Genomic DNA, 15,142 nt, shown 5'->3' on the forward strand with positions numbered 1-15,142 from the left:
ATTCCGGCTGATACCAGCGTCCCATAGCTTTTAGACTGTCATGGCGAGGAGCGTAGCGACGAAGCAATCCAGCCGTTTCGACAAGCCCTACGACTGGCTCAGGGTGGTGAGCAAAGTCGAACCACTCAAGGTCCCGAGCCCGTCGAGGGACTGGATCGCCACGGCCCGCGCTGCGGGCCTCGCGATGACAATAATCTAAAAGCTTCTGGCATTTGGTAGGAGAAGAGACCGGCACCGGGGGCGACCTCTTCCCGGAATTGCAAGCAAACGGTCCGCGAGCGGGCCGGCTCCATCTGCGTGATCACTGCAGCGACAGGAACACGCGCGGCCCCTTGTTTTCCGCCTGGGTCGGGCTGCCGGCGGAGAGGAAAAGCCGGTCGCCCGCGATTTTTCCTTCGGTGAGGAAATAGTCGCGCACGCGCTGCGCCCGGGACTCGGCCAGCGCGCGCAGGTCGTTGTCGGTGACCTCCATCGTCTCGACAAGGCGGGCGGTCATTTCCTCCGGCGTGGGTCCGGTGGCGGTGGCCGGGTCCGGCACCGTTGTCACCACGGGGTCCGCGGCCGGTGTGGCCGGCGCCGGCGGAGTGGTGAAGGCGTCCACGACGCGGCGAAGCAGATTTTTCCGCACCGGGGCCGGCGCGGCGGCCACGGCGGGGGCGGGAGGCGGGGGCGCGACCAGTTCAGTGCCCGGGGGAAATTTCTCGTCGAAGAGTTTCTTCAGCATCGCGGCCCGGGCCTCGGGGGCGATCTCCAGCTGCTCTGGCGGCGGCAGATTCGGATTGGCCGCGCGCATCTCCTCCCAGATCCGGCTGCGCAGCAGGGCCGCGAGCTTGTGTTGCCGGAGCGCGGCCGTGTCGGCCGGGGCGTCAAAGCCGCCCTCGATGGCGAGGCTCAGGCCCGGCCGGTTCGTGAGAGCCTTGACCATCGTCGCCAGCTTGGCCGTCTCGGCCGGCAGCAATTCGCGGCCGCCGGGGGCGAATTCCTGGAACGCCAGTTCGTCGCCGCCGCCGCCAAACATCGAGCCCAGCAAGGCGAAGGGCGAGGTGGCGGCCTTGGTCAGCAGGTTGCCAATCACGCGCCACACCACCTTGCCGATGCGCAGGCTCGGATCGTCGATGCTGCCGGTCATGGGCACGTCGATCACGATCTTCCCGTCCATGTCCTTGAGCAAGGCGACGCCCAGCCGCACGGGCAGCTTGGTGGCGTCGGGGCTCTCCACCGGGGCGCCGAAGGTGAACTGGTTCAGGGTGATGACGTTCTCCGCGTCGAGCTGCTTGTCGTCGAGCCTGGCTTTCACATCGAGGTTCAGCTGGCCGCGCGCGAGCTCGAAGCCGGCGAACTTGCCGCTGTAGGGACTGAGCGGGACGAGGTCCACGTTCCGGAAGTCCACCTTCAGGTCCACGAACTTTTTCACGCCGAGCGGGTCCATCCGGCCCGTGATGGCGATGGGGCCGGCACCGTTGACCGACGCCTTCAGATCCACGTCGGCGCGCGCGAGATTTTCCGAGGAAAGTCCCGCGATGGTGCCGCCGAACTGCGTGACAGCCAGGCGCACGTTGGGTTCGAGCGAGCCGTCCGCGAAACTGAAATCACCGTCCGCGATCACGACCCGACCGATGGTGATCTTCGGCAAAGGCGCCGCCGCCTGTGCGGGTGCCGGCGCGAGTGGAGCCGGAGGCGCCGGGTCGGCGCCCTCGGCCGGGGCCGCCGGCGTGGAGGTCTGAGCCAAGGCCGCGAGGTTGAACGCTCCGTCCTTGGCCACGAAAACGCGCGCATAGGGCGCGGTGAAATTCACTTCGTCGACGCTCACGGTGAGCTGCGGGGCGGTGCTGGCCTTGAGCCCGGTAAGTGAGAGCGACGTGAATCCGACCAGCGGTTCGTTGTGCGCGGCGTCCACCAAGCCGAGTTGCGCCACCGTCAAGCCGCCGTCGAAGGTGATGGCCGGGGTGTCGCCGCTCATCTGAAAGGTCACCATTCCGCTGCCCGAAGCCGCGCCTTGGGCGAGGTGGACGTTTGCAAACCGCTCCAAGTAGGGACCGAGAGGGATCAAGGAGAATTTGGCCACATCAGTTTGCAGCGACGCCTTTAACTCCGGCATGAGCGCCAGGACGCCCTTGACGTTCACGGTGCCCGTCGGTGCCCACGTGAGGGACATGTCCAGTGGTATCTCTGCCTTTTCGGCCAGTGTGACCTCCAAAAGACCAAGACGCACGATCGTGGTTGCGAGCGGTGTGCTGCGAGGGGTTGCCAGATCCTCCACTACGATGCCGAAGTCCCGCAGGTCAATTTCTCGGATCACGAAATTGATTGGATCCCCTCCGGACGCACGCGAAGAGACGGCCATTTCATTTGCCCGTGGACCCGTTCTCGCCGGCAGCAATTGGAGCAGGTTAATCGAACCGTCTGCCTCTCGCCGCACGTTGAGCTGCCCTCCGCCCATTCCAATCGTTCCAATCTGCGCCTGATGTCGAAAAATGTCAGCGGTGATTCCCTGAATTCCCAATTCATGAAGTGCTAACACGGGGTGCTGGTTGCTGCGTTCTACGAGATTCAAGTCGCGAAGCTGCAGGGTGCCGCCCAGCAGCTTCATCTCGCGGTTCTCGCGGTCGAACTTCGCCTCATAGCGTCCGCCCACGCTGAGGCGGCCGCCGGTGAGATCGGCCTGCACGAAGTCGGCGTAGTAGGCCGCATATTTGGGTAGTTGGATGTTCTCCAGCTTCAACTCGCCCGCGGACGACAGCGGCGCCGCGCTGATCGTGCCGGTCCAGGTGAAACGCTCGCCGCTCTCCGAGACCGCCTCGAAATGATAGGGCGCGCCGCGCTCGGCCGTGGTGTGGAATTCCGTGAGGTTGAAACTGACCGGCCCCAGCGCGGTGGAGAACGGCCGCGAACGCGACTCGTCCACGAAGTTCAGTTGCGCCTGTTGCACGACCAAACGGCCGACCTGCACCGCGGGCGGCGGTTTGCCCGGCCCGGCGGCCGGAGCCCCGGCGGGCGCCGCGGTGAGTTTTTCCAGGATGTCGGCAAAGTTGAAGGTGCCGTCCGGGTGCAGGATCGCGGTCACCTGAAACCCGTCGAGCTCGACCGCGCCGAGTTTCCACGCTCCGACCACGGAGGTCAGCGGGTCGGCGTTCACATAAAGCCGGCGCCAGCGCAGGAAGGAGCCGGTGCCCTCCTTCAGGCGCACATCCAAGTCCTCCAGGGTGAGCGAAACGGCGAAGGGGTTCACCTTCACCTTGCCCACCGTGACGGTGCGGCCGAGCGCGGCGGTGGCGTGCTTCTCCAGCTGCGACTTCACGATCCCGGGCGCGACGAGGAATCCGCCCACGGCATAGGCGGCGAGCAGTCCGCCTGCGATCCAGAGTTTGCGACGCCAACGCGAGGGAGCCTGCACCGGTTTCATGCCATCATGCTACCCGCGCACGGTCCGACCCGACAATGCCGATTTATCCCCAGCGCCCGCCCCGGCCAAACGGCTCCGACGACGGCTGTAGTTAAGGATGTAACCGTCGCGATTCTTTTTGCCGCGCGAGGGTCCGCTACGGTGCGGCCAACCACCCCTCCGGACGCGACGCCTCGATCTGCGCCGCGACTGGTCCACCCCACCTACACCATGAAGCCCCTTCGCCACCCCTTCGGGGCGGTTCTCGCCGCCCTTGCCGCACTCCCCGCCGTGCTGGCCCAAACTGCCAATCCCCCCGCCGTCCCCGACCCCAAGGCCGACGGAGAGGTGCTCAAGCTCTCACCCTTCGAGGTGAAGGCCGACGAAAACCGCGGCTACGTCGCCGCCGAGACCATGACCGGCACGCGCGTCGCCACGCAGATCAAGGACCTGCCCTACACCGTCAACGTCGTCACCAGCGAGTTCTTCGAGGACTTCGCGCTGTTCCAGCTCGACGACACGCTCGTGGGGGTCGGCGGCATGACCGGCCTCGACATCGGCGGCGGCTTCAACCTCCGCGGCTTCACCTCCAGTTCGCAGCTGCGCGACGGTTTCTACCGCCTCGGCCGCTACGGTCAGACCAACATCGACCGCCTCGAGATCATCAAGGGCCCCAACGCCGGCATCTACGGCCGCACCTCGCCCGGCGGCATGGTGAACATGATCTCAAAAGGCCCGCGCAAGGAGAACGCTTATAAGCTCACGCTCCGCGGCGGCAGCTACGACACCGCCCAGGCGACCCTGCAAAGCACCGGCACGCTCGGTTCGCCCAAGACCTACCACATCCTGATCGCCAGCCAGTATAACCGCGGCGGCGCCGACCTCATGGACTGGTTCCACATCCGTGAAAACCAGGCCTTTCTCGCCCTCAAGCATGAGTTCGACAACGGCGGCCGCCTCCTCGTCTCGGCCGAGTATTTCAAGCAATACCGCAACGCTCCGCAGGGCGCCGCGCCGGTCGTGACCGACCTGAAGAGCACCGCGAGCAATCTCGACGATGAGGCCGTCGGCTACGCCATGAATCTCGCGCGCTACAACGCCTTCGGCCCGCACAGCGAGCTCTACCGCGGCTCCAACACCGGCTACTTCTCCTACGACCGCCAGCTCAACGACACCGTGAGCATCCGTGTCGGCGGCCAGATTTTCGCCGCCGACCGCTGGGACTACAACCAGAACACCGGCTTCGGCGCCGTCACCATCAACAGCACCACCGCCTCCGCCAACCTCACCTCCACGCGCGGCGCCGCGCCCAACCGCGGCCTGATCTTCGAGGACGGCGGCGGTCTGCAGTTCGACACCGTCGCGCGCTACGACCTGCTCGGCGGCCGGGTCGCCAACAAGACGCTCGTGACCGTCGATTTCAACGACTACTACCGCTACGACCCCACGCGCAACAGCGGCGCCGCGGCCGCGCTCGCCGCCTGGTCCGCCGCCGGCTCGGGCCGCGTCGTGGCGCTCACGCCCGACTACCGGCCTGTCGCCCCGCTCACCTACTTCGGCGCCGGCCTCGACGACGCCCCGCTCGCCAACCTCACGCGCCTCACCCGCCGCCGCGCCACGGTCTTCGGCGGCATGGTCCGCCACGAGGCCCGCTGGCTCGACGACGCGCTGCTCACCTACTTCGGCGCGCGCTTCGACAAGGTGAAGTTCAGCGAACTCGAATACCTCGCGACCGTAAACGGCGTCCAGGGCACGCTCACCAACCCCGTCGTCGTCAAGCGCACCGTCAACCAGACCAAGCCCAATTTCGGCGTGCTCTACAAGGTGCGAGACAGCTTCCGCGTCTATGCCAACTACGCCGAGAGCTACTTCGTCAACCAGACCGACAACCCGGCCGACATCGCCAACCCGCTCTACCAGCCCGAAACCGCCAAGGGCTGGGACTACGGCATCAAGGGCTCGTTGTTCGGCGACCGCCTCAACTACACCATCGGCCTGTTCGACATCCGCCGCTTCAACGTCCGTGTGACCGACATTGAGGAATCGCCCGTCGGTTCCGGCAACTTCGTGCAGATCACGCGCCCCGACGGCGACCAGAAGGACACCGGCTGGGAAGCCGACGTGAACTGGGCGGTGGACCGCCACTGGTCCACCGGCCTGAGCTTCGGCCACGTGAAGGCCATCTACAGCGACTTCGGCACCGCGTTTCCGTTGTCCGTCGGCCGCAAGGTGCAGAACATCTCGCCGGAAAACGGCAGCGTCTATCTGAAGTACAGCGGCAGCGAGGGCCGGCTGAAGGGCTTCTCCGCGAACCTTGGCGTGACCTACGTAGCCGAGACCCCCACCGAGGCCCCCAACGCCGGCGACACCTACGCCACCGGCGCCGGCGGCGTGCGCAGCCTCACCCGCACCACCAACCAGTGGAAGCTCACCGTGCCGTCGTTCACCCTCTGGAATCTCGGTGTCACCTATTCATGGAAACAGGGTTCCGCGCTCAGCCACCAGCTGCGCTTCAACGTGAACAACGTCTTCGACCGCGACTACCTGAAGGTCAACCGGACCCTCGGCGACCCGCGCGGCGTCTTCGTGAGCTACACGCTCGGCCTCTCCCGCGACTGAGTTTTGGGTCAGTCAGGATAGATAGGAAGGCGGAGCCGCAAGGCTCCGCCTTTATTGCTGCGGGCACCGCTCCTCTGAAATGGAGCCGGGGCGCCCCCGTCCCGGAGATCGAAAACCGGCCCGAGGGCGGGCCGGCTCCACAAAAACTCTTGCCACTCCTCACCCCTTCCCCCGCGTCCACAACACCGGCTCGCGGATGGGAAAGTTGCGCCGCACTTCCTCAACCTGGGGAGCCGCCTCCAGCGACAGCCAGAGCTTGAGCCAGTCGTTCCGGCCCGTGCTTTGCGCACCCCACAGCAAAAACGGCTGCCGCACGGGCCACTCGTCCCAATACATCACGTCGGGCTGGCCCGGCCACTTTGCCTTGTCCGCGATGAACGGGGCCAGAAATTCCACGCCGCGCACGAGGCTGCGTCCGTCGGGCAGCGTGAAACGCAGGAGATCGTCTTCCGGCGTGGACAGCACGACCGCGACCGCGGCCATCACGTCGAGGTTGAAGATCGAGTAGCCGTAGGGCTTGGTGCGGCGCAGCTCTTGCGGAAAACTGCCGTCCGCCGCCATCTGGTCGGGCAGGTGCACCGCGACGAGCCGCCGCCGGCACTCGGCCAGCATCGCCTCGTCGCCCACCAGCCGCGCAAAACACGCCGCCTGCAGCGTCCAGCAGGTGCCGTGGTTGTTCTTCGCCCGGCTCTCCTCGACGCCGTAGGGGTGCGTCGAGATCCAGTTCAGGTAATTGCGGAACCAGCCGGTGATGGCCGCGTCTTTCTCCGCGGTGAGCGCCTGTGAGCCGCGCAGAGCCTCGACCGCGAGCGCCACCTCGGCGAGGTGCAACGTGTCGATCACACCGATGCTGCGGCCGGTGACGCGGCCCTTGATGGCCTGGGCATAAAGCAGGCTCGGGTTCATGCGCGTGGCCGGCGTGACAAACCACGCCTCCAGGTGCCGCACCGCGGCGGCAGCGTGGCGCTCGTCGCCGGTGACCTTGTAAGCCGACGCAAGCGTGCCGACATCGCGCGTGAAATCCAGCATCAGCCGGCGGTGGGCGACGAAGTTGTCGGGGTTGCTCAGACCGTCGCGCTGGATGTAGGGCCCTTCGGGATTCGCCGGGTCCGGCCACCAGTAGTCGCCCTCCGACGAGAAGTCGTGCGCCCCGCCGGCGCTGCGCGGATTGCGCACGCTCACGATCGTGACGGGCTCGGCCACCTGCGCAGCCTCCGCCTGCCGGAGCAGCCGGGGTTTTTCATGGCCCGCCAAATTAAACGCGGGCAGCAGGGCAAGCGACAGGGCGAGGAGCGAAAGCATGGGACGAAGTCTGGGGCCGGACCGGCGCAGGCAAGTGCGCGACTGGTTATACCGTTCAGCATTTTCTTCAAACCCCGGGCCGCAACAAACCCATTTTGCTTGGCAGGAGCCCGGGCTGCTTGTGCTTATCTGGTTAAGCAACCCCGCCCATGCCGCGCCCCGTGACCATGAAGACCATCGCCGCCCAGGCCGGCGTGACGCAGGCCACGGTCTCGATGTCCCTCGCAAACAACCCGCGCATCCCCGCGGCGACCCGCGCCCGGATCCGCACGATGGCCGAGCGGCTCGGCTACCGGCCCAACCCCTACGTCTCGGCTCTCATGCGCAGCCGGCGGCAGGGGCGTCCGCGGCAGGATCACCCCGTGCTCGCGCTGGTCAACGGACTCGACTCCGAGCACGGCTGGCGTGAAACCGCCAGCCTCACGGTGCGCCAGATGCGCGAGGGCGCCATCGCCCGCGCCGAGCAGCTCGGTTACCGGACGGAGGAGTTCTGGCTGCACCGCGACGGCATGTCGGCGGCGCGCTTCAGCGCCATGCTGCACCACCGGGGCATCCAGGGGCTGCTGCTCGGTCCGCTCCCGGCCGGGGCGCCGCCGCCGGGCCTGGCCTGGGAACAATTTTCCGCCGTGCGCCTTGGCGTGCCGTTGCCCTCGCTCACGATCACCTCGGTGTGCAACGATCATTTTTTCTCCAGCCTGCAGGTGGCCCGCGAATGCCACCGGCGCGGTTACGAGCGGCCGGGGTTGCTCCTGCTGCGCCAGCATCGGCAGCACTTCCACGCCCGCTGGGACGGCGGGCTGCTGGCGGGCCGGCACCTCATGCCCCGGTTTCGCCTCACCAAGACGCTGCTGCTCGAGGATTGGGCCCATCTGGCGCCCGTCATGGCATGGCTGAAAAAGGAAAAGCCCGACGTGATCGTCACCCCGGCGCACGATGTGCTGCTCGACCACCTGGCAAAGGTCGGCCGTCGCGTGCCGCGTGATCTTGGTTTTGCCAGCCTGGCCCTGCCGGAGCGGCCGCACTCCTGCAGCGGCATCTGGCAGAACGGCCGGCTGCTCGGCGCGACCGCCATCGACGCCATCGTGGGCCAGCTGGAGCGCAACGAGCGCGGCCTGCCCGAGCAGACCCGCGTCATCATGGTCGAGGGCGTCTGGAACGAGGGCCGGACCCTGCGCGCGCCGGAAAGCGAACTGGCCTGAACCCCGCGCCCGCTCCGAAAGTTTTCCCATGCGCGCTCTGATCGCCTTCGACAAGTTCAAGGACGCCCTCTCCGCCGAGGCCGCGTGTGAGGTCGCCGCCCGGGTGCTGCGCCACACGCACCCGGATTGGGAGCTCGACCTCTGCCCGCTGACCGACGGCGGCGAATCGTTCGGCGAAATCCTGACCAAGGCCGCGCACGGCCGGCTCGATTGCCACGCCGTGACCGGGCCGATGGGGGCAACGGTCCGCGCGCCCATCGGCTTCGTGGATGCGGCCAAGTTGCCGCCGCCGGTCCGGTCGCGGCTTGCGCTCGCGCCCGCGGAACGGATCGCCGTCATCGGCATGGCCTCCGCCAGCGGGCTGGAACTGGTGCCCCCGGACCGGCGCAACCCGTGGCGCACCACCACGCGCGGCACCGGAGAACTGATCGGCCACGCCCGCGACGCCGGGGCCAGCGTGATCGTGCTCGGCGTGGGCGGCAGCGCGACGAACGACCTCGGCCTCGGCGCCCTCGCCGCACTCGGGTGGTTGTTCGACCGTGAGCCGTTGCCGGAAAACTGGCCGCACCTCCGACGGATTGGCGGCGGCGCGTGCCTGCCGCGGATCATCATCGCCTGCGATGTGGTGAATCCTCTCCTCGGGGCGCACGGCGCGACCGCCACCTTCGGTCCGCAAAAGGGCCTGAAACCGGCCGACGTGCCCTGCCTCGACGCGGAGATGGCCCGCGTGGCCGCGCTGCTCTGCGCGGCAGCGGGGCAGCCGTTCACCGCCACCGAAACCCCGGGCGCCGGCGCGGCCGGCGGCATCGCGTGCGGCCTGATGGTCGCGGCCGGAGCGACCCTGACGCCGGGTTTCGAACTCGTCTCGGACTGGCTCGGCCTCGCCGACCGGATCGCCGCCGCAGACCTCGTGATCACCGGCGAGGGCCGCTTCGACGCGACTTCGCTCGCGGGCAAGGGTCCGGGTTCGCTGGTGCGGGAGGCCCGCCGGCAGGGCAAGACGGCGCATGTTTTCGCCGGCAGCCTCGGGATCACCGCAGACGGGTTTCATCACGCCATCACGCCCGCCGGCCTGCCGCTGCCCGAGGCGCTCGCGCGCTGTCCGGAATTGCTGGCGGAGGCGGTCGCGCGGACGTGCGGCTTATGCGACTCGCGGTTGGCCGCCGCAGAACGCACGCCTTGATCAATCCCATCGGGGAGTGACGCGGCCTCACTCCATCACCGGCATCACCTGGCGCACCTCCACCGAGCCACCGTCGGGCAGGCCCGGGCATTCGCGGGCAATCGTCATCGCCTCGGCGAGGCTGCCGGCCCGGATCACCATGTAGCCGCCGACGATCTCCTTCGCCTCGGCGTAGGGGCCGTCGGTGACCGACACGGTCTGCTTGCCGCGCAACACGCCGCCGGGGGCCGGCTCGAGCGGATCACCGCCGACATATTGGCCCTGGGCGCGCAGGCGCCCGACCCAATCGAGCCAGCGTTGGAAGGATTCCGGTGTCTCCACCGGAGCCTGGCCGCTCGCCGTCACCGGCTCGCGGAAGATGAACATGAAGGAAGGGGACGGAGTGCTCATGACGTTTTCTGGCTAAGGGAGGGAGGAGGAAAATTTCAGCGCGCCATGTTCTTGACGGGGCGCACCTCGACGGCGAGGCGGTAGTGCAGGCCCGGGCAGCCGCGCGCGATCTGCACGGCTTCGTCGAGGCTGGCGGCGTTGATGAGGATGTAGCCACCGACGATCTCCTTGGCCTCGGCGTAAGGACCGTCGGTGATCACCGTGCCGCCCGGCTCGCGCACGATCTTGCCGGTGGGCTCGAGGCCGTTGGTCGCGACGACGATCCGCTTGGCGTAGAGTTCGCCCATCCAGACGCCGAAGCGCGCCATGATTTCCTGCAGTTCGGCCGGCGTGGGCCCCGGACCGGCGCCGGGCTGGAGAAGCAGCAGCATGTATTGGGAAGGGGTGCTCATTTATCGGAGGGTTCGTAAAGACAACGAACGAACCGGGCGATTCCGGACACCCCGGACGAAGATTTCTCACTGAGGTGGAGCCCGCGCTCCGCGCGGGCTGGTTCGCAAGCGTCGCCCTCCAGCCTGCGCGGAGCGCCGGCTCCACCTCGCCGCCGCGCTTGCGCCGGCTCGCTCACCCCGTTTATTCCGACCCGCATGAGCGACCACGTTCCCGCCAGCATGACCCCGGCCACGCTGGAGAAATTTCTCCACGCCAAGATTCCGCTCACGGCCGCCATGGGCATCCGCGTCGTCCAGACGGGCCCGGGCCGGTTGATTCTCGAGGCTCCGCTCGCCCCCAATATAAATCACCTCGGGTCGGCCTTCGGCGGGGCGCTGCACACGCTCCCCACCCTCGCCTGTTACGCCGCACTCTGGACGCTCCTCGTCGAGGGCGGCGTGGACGGCCATGTGGTGGTGAAGAAGAGCTACGCCAACTACGCCCAGCCCGTGCGCGGCACGTTTCGCGCCGTCTGCGAGCGCCCGCCTCCGGGCATCGCGGCGGAATTCCTCGACGACCTGCGCCGCTTCAGGAAGGCGCGCATGGACCTCGAGTCCGTCGTCGAGGGCGCCAACGGCAAACCCGCCGTGGAGTTCCACGGCAGCTTTGTCGCCATCGTCTGAACGGACATACCGCCCGGCCTGCAGCACATTCAAAATGTTGCAGCCACGCTTAAGCCGCAGGCGAATGCGTGGTCAGGGGACGAGGACTTTGTCGCCGTTTCGACAAGCTCAAGGTCCCGAGCCTGTCGAGGGACTGCGCTCCAAAGCGGCTACCCCTTAATCTAGTCTGCTCAAGTTTGCCCGTATTACGGATTGCCGGGCGCAGGTCTTAGCGGTTGGCTCCCGGTGGAGAAATCACCCCATGCATGCCGCCACCGCCCCTTCCTGGTTCCGCCGCCTTTTCCTCTTCGTAACCCTGGCCGTTGCCGGCCTCGCCGTGTCCACGCTCCAAGCGGCGCCCGTCTCCGTCGGTGGCACCTACGAGGGCGAGGGCACGGTGGTGTCCGCCAAGCCGGCCTACGACGGCCCGGTTTCGCTGCGCGCGCTGCTCGCGCTGGAGTTCGACCATGCGCGTGGGCTCAAGGCCCACGGCGGTATCGCGCAGGTCGAGATCGTGCAGGAGGAGCGCAGCCTGAAAATTGTCACCAAAAACACCGAGGGACGCCAGGAATGGACCAGCGAGTGGACCCGCAACGGAGGCTTCCAGGCCACCGACGAGGAAGTGAAGTTCCTCATCCGGGCCAAACGCGGCGGTGACGAGGTGTTCATGTTCACGCTCAGCCCCGCGAGCAATGGCGCCGCGGTCACCGTGAAGATCCAGCGCATCGAAAACACCATGACCGGCCCGCTGGGCCACGATGTGGGCGTGTTCCTCTTCCTGCGCGCCCGCGAATAAATCGACGGCGAAGTAACAAGGATCAAGGGCCAAGGTCCGATCCGAAGGCAGCCCTCTCTCTTGTTACTTGGAAACCTGCCCCTTGTTACTTGAGAGAAACGCGCCGCGTTTCGCTCAGATGTGCTTCGAGTCGGCCTCGTCCTTTTTCACGTAGCCGCTGTCCTGACGCTGGTGGTTGACGGCGTTCTTCTTCAGATAGGCCTGATACACGTCGTCCGGGGTCATGCCGAGGGTCTGCGCGAGCGAGACGAGGAAGTGGAAAAGATCCACGACCTCGACCTTGGCGTTCTGCTCGTCGAACTTCTGGTATTTGGCCCACCACTTCCACGGCACACTGTCGATCAGCTCGGCCGTTTCCTGCTGCATGGCGCGGGTGTAGTTGAGGATCCACTTGGCCTTTTCCTCGTCGGAGGGCGGGGGCAGATTCACTCCAATGCGCTTATTGAGCGCATCTTGCATACGAAAGATCTCCTCAAGTTTGTCCATGGGCGCGGAGCTTGGGCGGGCCGCTTCCGACTGGCAAGCCCCGCGCCGGGGAAAAATAGCGTTGCCCTCATAATGCATCGTAAGATGCTGCTGCTTTCCTGCCGCCGTCCGCCCCAAGCGCAATCGAAGGGCGAGAGCACGACACCACGAGCTCCGGCTGGCAACAACCGCGCCGCCTCCGGGCAGGCGCTCTCACCACCAACAACATAGACATGTCCTCCACAGAAACGTCCGGTGCGCCCGCCGATGCCACCGCGACCACCCCGGCTCCTGAAGCCGCTTTCCCGACCTTCGGCACCACCCGCGGCTCGGGCCTGGCCCGCGGGAAGCGTCCGAGCACCGCCGCGGCCTCCTCCGCCAGCGCTGCTCCGTCCGACTACAAGCCCACCGCGATCGAAGTCGTTAACGCCCCCCGCGAATACACCAACCCGTTCGCTCCTGCCGGTGAACCGGCCGCCGAAGCCGCCCCCGCCGCTCCGGTCCCCGCCCCGGTCGCCGAGACGCTCCCCGTCATCGAGACCGTTGCCGCCAAGCCCGCCCCGGCTCCGGCGCCCGCCCCGGTCGCCGAAGAACCCGCCGAACTGAACATCCTGCCCCCGGCCGAACAGCGTTCCGCGCCCGCCCAGACTTGGGAGAGCGAAGGTTTCTCGCCGACCCGCGAGCCGCGCCGCGAGCGCGCCCCCCGCGAGGAGCGCAGCGAAGCCCCGGCCGAGGAGGTCGATATCGACTCCATCCCGCCGCAATTCCTCTACGTCCGCCCGGGCGTGAAGTTCGTGCCGACGCCCCGCAACTGGGGTGGCGCACCGCGCGAACGCCGGCCCGCCGGCGAACACGCGCCCCGTGCCGAGGCCTCCGCTCCGGCCAAGCCCGAAGCGCGCAGCCACGCCCCGGCCCCCGCCAAGTCCGGCGGTTTCCTCGGCTGGCTCAAGGGCCTCTTCGGCAGCGAGTCCGCGCCCGCTTCCGCCCCGATCTCCGCCGGCGGCGAGGCGTCCGGTGACGAGCGCCGCGAGGGAGGTCACCGCCGTCACCGCAGCGGCCGTGGTGGTCGCGGCGGCGAAGGCGGCGGCCAGCGCCGTCATCGCGGCGGCCGCGGGGGTCGCGGTCGCTCCCACGACGGCGAGTCCCAGGGCACCCGCTCCAGCGGCAGCATCTGAGCCACTTAAAACTTGTCCGCGCCTGACGCGCGACACACGTTCAAGGTGTCCGCACCCGCGGACGCCTTTTTCATGTCCTGTCATTGCGAGGAGCGAAGCGACGAAGCAATCCAGCCCGATGGATCGCCCCGCGGTTGCGCCGCCCGCGCTGCCCGGCCCGGGACCCCAGACCCCAGAACCTAGACCCTTTACTGTTCGTCCATGTCCGACCTCATCATCCACGGCGGCAAACCCCTCAGCGGCACCATCACGCCCTCGGGCAACAAGAATTCCGTCCTGCCGATCCTCTGCGCGACGCTCCTCACCGACGCCAAGGTCACGCTCCGGAACGTCCCGCTCATCACCGACGTCGAGAAGCTCGTCACCTTCTTCTCCGAGCAGGGCTCGGTCGTCGCCTGGGACCGCGCCGCCGGCACGATGACGCTCGACCACTCCGGCTTCGACGGCAGTCGCCTCAACGGCGAACTCCCCGCCGGCATGCGCTCCTCCGTGCTGCTCTTCGCGCCGCTTCTGCAGCGCATGAAGAAATTCGCGCTGCCCGCCAACGCCAAGGGCTGCGCGCTCGGCATCCGCGAACTCGACCCGCACCTGGAGATCCTCGAGAAACTCGGCGCCAAGGTCGCCACGCGCGGCGGCACGCTCACGCTCTCGCTCAAGGACCGTTTCCGCGGCGCGCGCCACTGGCCCGACTACATGTCGGTCACGGCCACCGAGAATTTCGTGATGGCCGCCGTGCTCGCCGAGGGCGAGTCCGTGCTGCTCAACGCCGCCAGCGAACCCCATGTGCAGGACATGTGCGCCGTGCTCGCCGCCATGGGCGCAAAAATCGAGGGCCTCGGTACCAGCCAGCTCACCGTCACCGGCGTCGCCCGGCTCAAGGGCGGCACGTTCACCATCGCCAGCGACCACCACGAGATCGTCACCTTCCTCGCGCTGGGCGCCATCACCGGCGGCGAGGTGCGCGTGAAGAATTCGCTGCCGCACCACTTCGACCTGATCACGCGCTCCTTCGCCAAGCTCGGCGTGAAGGTCGAGCACGACGGCGACACCGCGATCGTGCGCCGCCGGCAGAAGCTCCTCGTTGAGCAACCGTTCACAACCAACCTCCTGCCCAAGATCGAGGCCGCGCCCTGGCCCTATTTTCCCGTGGACCTGCTGCCCTGCATGATCGCGCTGTCCGTGCGGGCGAAGGGCGAGGTCATGTTCTGGAACAAGGTCTATGAGGGCGGCTTCACCTGGATGTCGGAACTGGCGAAGTTCGGCGCGCACGTCGTCGTGAGCGACCCGCACCGCGTGACCGTCTTCGGCGCCAAACCCCTGCGCCCGACCACCGTCGAGGCCCCCTACATCATCCGCGCCGCCGTCGCGCTCTACATGGTCGCCGCGAGCATCCCGGGGAAATCCGTGGTGAAGAACGCCGACACCATCAAGCGCGCCCACCCCAACTTCGTCGAAAACCTCCGCTCCCTCGGCGCCGACGTGGAGTGGCGCTGACAGGATTTTGGATTCTCGATTTTTGATTTTCGAATTCCCGAGCCAGACAAAACCCGCCCTTGCGTGTCATTCTGAGCCCAGCGAAAAATCCAGCATGATCCCC

General features: G+C 67.4%; 12 protein-coding genes. 7 read left to right on the plus strand and 5 right to left on the minus strand.

Features of this window, described 5'->3' with window-relative positions; all coding sequences use genetic code 11:
- Positions 1-301 precede the first annotated feature (301 nt).
- Entirely contained in the window at positions 302-3,403 is a 3,102-nt protein-coding gene (locus ESB00_RS15530) for a DUF748 domain-containing protein (protein ID WP_129048707.1), read from the minus strand.
- 210 nt (positions 3,404-3,613) lie between these two features.
- Here ESB00_RS15530 and ESB00_RS15535 point away from each other — a divergent pair, with 210 nt between their 5' ends.
- On the plus strand, positions 3,614-6,001 hold the full coding sequence (locus tag ESB00_RS15535; protein WP_164976250.1) for a TonB-dependent siderophore receptor: 2,388 nt from the start codon (positions 3,614-3,616) through the stop codon (positions 5,999-6,001).
- A gap of 159 nt (positions 6,002-6,160) precedes the next feature.
- Here ESB00_RS15535 and ESB00_RS15540 read toward each other — a convergent pair whose 3' ends face one another.
- A complete protein-coding gene (locus tag ESB00_RS15540) occupies positions 6,161-7,303 on the minus strand; it encodes an alginate lyase family protein (protein ID WP_129048709.1) in 1,143 nt (380 codons plus the stop codon).
- 149 nt (positions 7,304-7,452) lie between these two features.
- Here ESB00_RS15540 and ESB00_RS15545 point away from each other — a divergent pair, with 149 nt between their 5' ends.
- On the plus strand, positions 7,453-8,502 hold the full coding sequence (locus ESB00_RS15545; protein WP_129048710.1) for a LacI family DNA-binding transcriptional regulator: 1,050 nt from the start codon (positions 7,453-7,455) through the stop codon (positions 8,500-8,502).
- Between the two features lie 28 nt (positions 8,503-8,530).
- Complete coding sequence (locus ESB00_RS15550) at positions 8,531-9,685, plus strand: glycerate kinase family protein (RefSeq protein WP_129048711.1); 1,155 nt, start codon at positions 8,531-8,533, stop codon at positions 9,683-9,685.
- Positions 9,686-9,712: 27 nt separating this feature from the next.
- Here ESB00_RS15550 and ESB00_RS15555 read toward each other — a convergent pair whose 3' ends face one another.
- Positions 9,713-10,075, minus strand: coding sequence for a YciI family protein (locus ESB00_RS15555; protein ID WP_129048712.1), 363 nt, complete (start codon positions 10,073-10,075; stop codon positions 9,713-9,715).
- A gap of 35 nt (positions 10,076-10,110) precedes the next feature.
- Positions 10,111-10,467: a YciI family protein gene (locus ESB00_RS15560; protein ID WP_129048713.1), complete on the minus strand. Its 357-nt coding sequence runs from the start codon at positions 10,465-10,467 to the stop codon at positions 10,111-10,113.
- Positions 10,468-10,662: 195 nt separating this feature from the next.
- Here ESB00_RS15560 and ESB00_RS15565 point away from each other — a divergent pair, with 195 nt between their 5' ends.
- Both ESB00_RS15565 and ESB00_RS15570 read left to right on the plus strand, forming a co-directional pair.
- Positions 10,663-11,130, plus strand: coding sequence for a YiiD C-terminal domain-containing protein (locus ESB00_RS15565; protein WP_129048714.1), 468 nt, complete (start codon positions 10,663-10,665; stop codon positions 11,128-11,130).
- Between the two features lie 241 nt (positions 11,131-11,371).
- Positions 11,372-11,905 (plus strand): hypothetical protein, encoded by a 534-nt coding sequence (locus tag ESB00_RS15570; protein ID WP_129048715.1) that lies wholly within the window; start codon positions 11,372-11,374, stop codon positions 11,903-11,905.
- Between the two features lie 114 nt (positions 11,906-12,019).
- Here the strand turns inward: ESB00_RS15570 and ESB00_RS15575 are convergent, their stop codons facing one another.
- Positions 12,020-12,391, minus strand: a complete 372-nt coding sequence (locus tag ESB00_RS15575; RefSeq protein WP_129048716.1) for a dUTPase — start codon at positions 12,389-12,391, stop codon at positions 12,020-12,022.
- A 212-nt stretch (positions 12,392-12,603) separates the two neighbouring features.
- On the opposite strand from ESB00_RS15575, the gene ESB00_RS15580 reads away from it, so the two are divergent.
- The gene (locus ESB00_RS15580; RefSeq protein WP_129048717.1) at positions 12,604-13,545 is read left to right on the plus strand and encodes a hypothetical protein; all 942 of its coding nucleotides are present in this window, start codon (positions 12,604-12,606) and stop codon (positions 13,543-13,545) included.
- Positions 13,546-13,746: 201 nt separating this feature from the next.
- Positions 13,747-15,039, plus strand: a complete 1,293-nt coding sequence (locus tag ESB00_RS15585) for a UDP-N-acetylglucosamine 1-carboxyvinyltransferase (RefSeq protein WP_129048718.1) — start codon at positions 13,747-13,749, stop codon at positions 15,037-15,039.
- Positions 15,040-15,142: the final 103 nt, after the last annotated feature.

Origin of the sequence: Oleiharenicola lentus (assembly GCF_004118375.1) — a bacterium.
GTDB classification, from domain to species: domain Bacteria; phylum Verrucomicrobiota; class Verrucomicrobiia; order Opitutales; family Opitutaceae; genus Lacunisphaera; species Lacunisphaera lenta.

Bases quoted from the DNA above. Each gene is read 5' to 3' on its own strand.
- ESB00_RS15530 (WP_129048707.1), bottom strand. From the start codon at position 3,403: ATGAAACCGGTGCAGGCTCCCTCGCGTTGGCGTCGCAAACTCTGGATC.
- ESB00_RS15535 (WP_164976250.1), top strand. From the start codon at position 3,614: ATGAAGCCCCTTCGCCACCCCTTCGGGGCGGTTCTCGCCGCCCTTGCC.
- ESB00_RS15540 (WP_129048709.1), bottom strand. From the start codon at position 7,303: ATGCTTTCGCTCCTCGCCCTGTCGCTTGCCCTGCTGCCCGCGTTTAAT.
- ESB00_RS15545 (WP_129048710.1), top strand. From the start codon at position 7,453: ATGCCGCGCCCCGTGACCATGAAGACCATCGCCGCCCAGGCCGGCGTG.
- ESB00_RS15550 (WP_129048711.1), top strand. From the start codon at position 8,531: ATGCGCGCTCTGATCGCCTTCGACAAGTTCAAGGACGCCCTCTCCGCC.
- ESB00_RS15555 (WP_129048712.1), bottom strand. From the start codon at position 10,075: ATGAGCACTCCGTCCCCTTCCTTCATGTTCATCTTCCGCGAGCCGGTG.
- ESB00_RS15560 (WP_129048713.1), bottom strand. From the start codon at position 10,467: ATGAGCACCCCTTCCCAATACATGCTGCTGCTTCTCCAGCCCGGCGCC.
- ESB00_RS15565 (WP_129048714.1), top strand. From the start codon at position 10,663: ATGAGCGACCACGTTCCCGCCAGCATGACCCCGGCCACGCTGGAGAAA.
- ESB00_RS15570 (WP_129048715.1), top strand. From the start codon at position 11,372: ATGCATGCCGCCACCGCCCCTTCCTGGTTCCGCCGCCTTTTCCTCTTC.
- ESB00_RS15575 (WP_129048716.1), bottom strand. From the start codon at position 12,391: ATGGACAAACTTGAGGAGATCTTTCGTATGCAAGATGCGCTCAATAAG.
- ESB00_RS15580 (WP_129048717.1), top strand. From the start codon at position 12,604: ATGTCCTCCACAGAAACGTCCGGTGCGCCCGCCGATGCCACCGCGACC.
- ESB00_RS15585 (WP_129048718.1), top strand. From the start codon at position 13,747: ATGTCCGACCTCATCATCCACGGCGGCAAACCCCTCAGCGGCACCATC.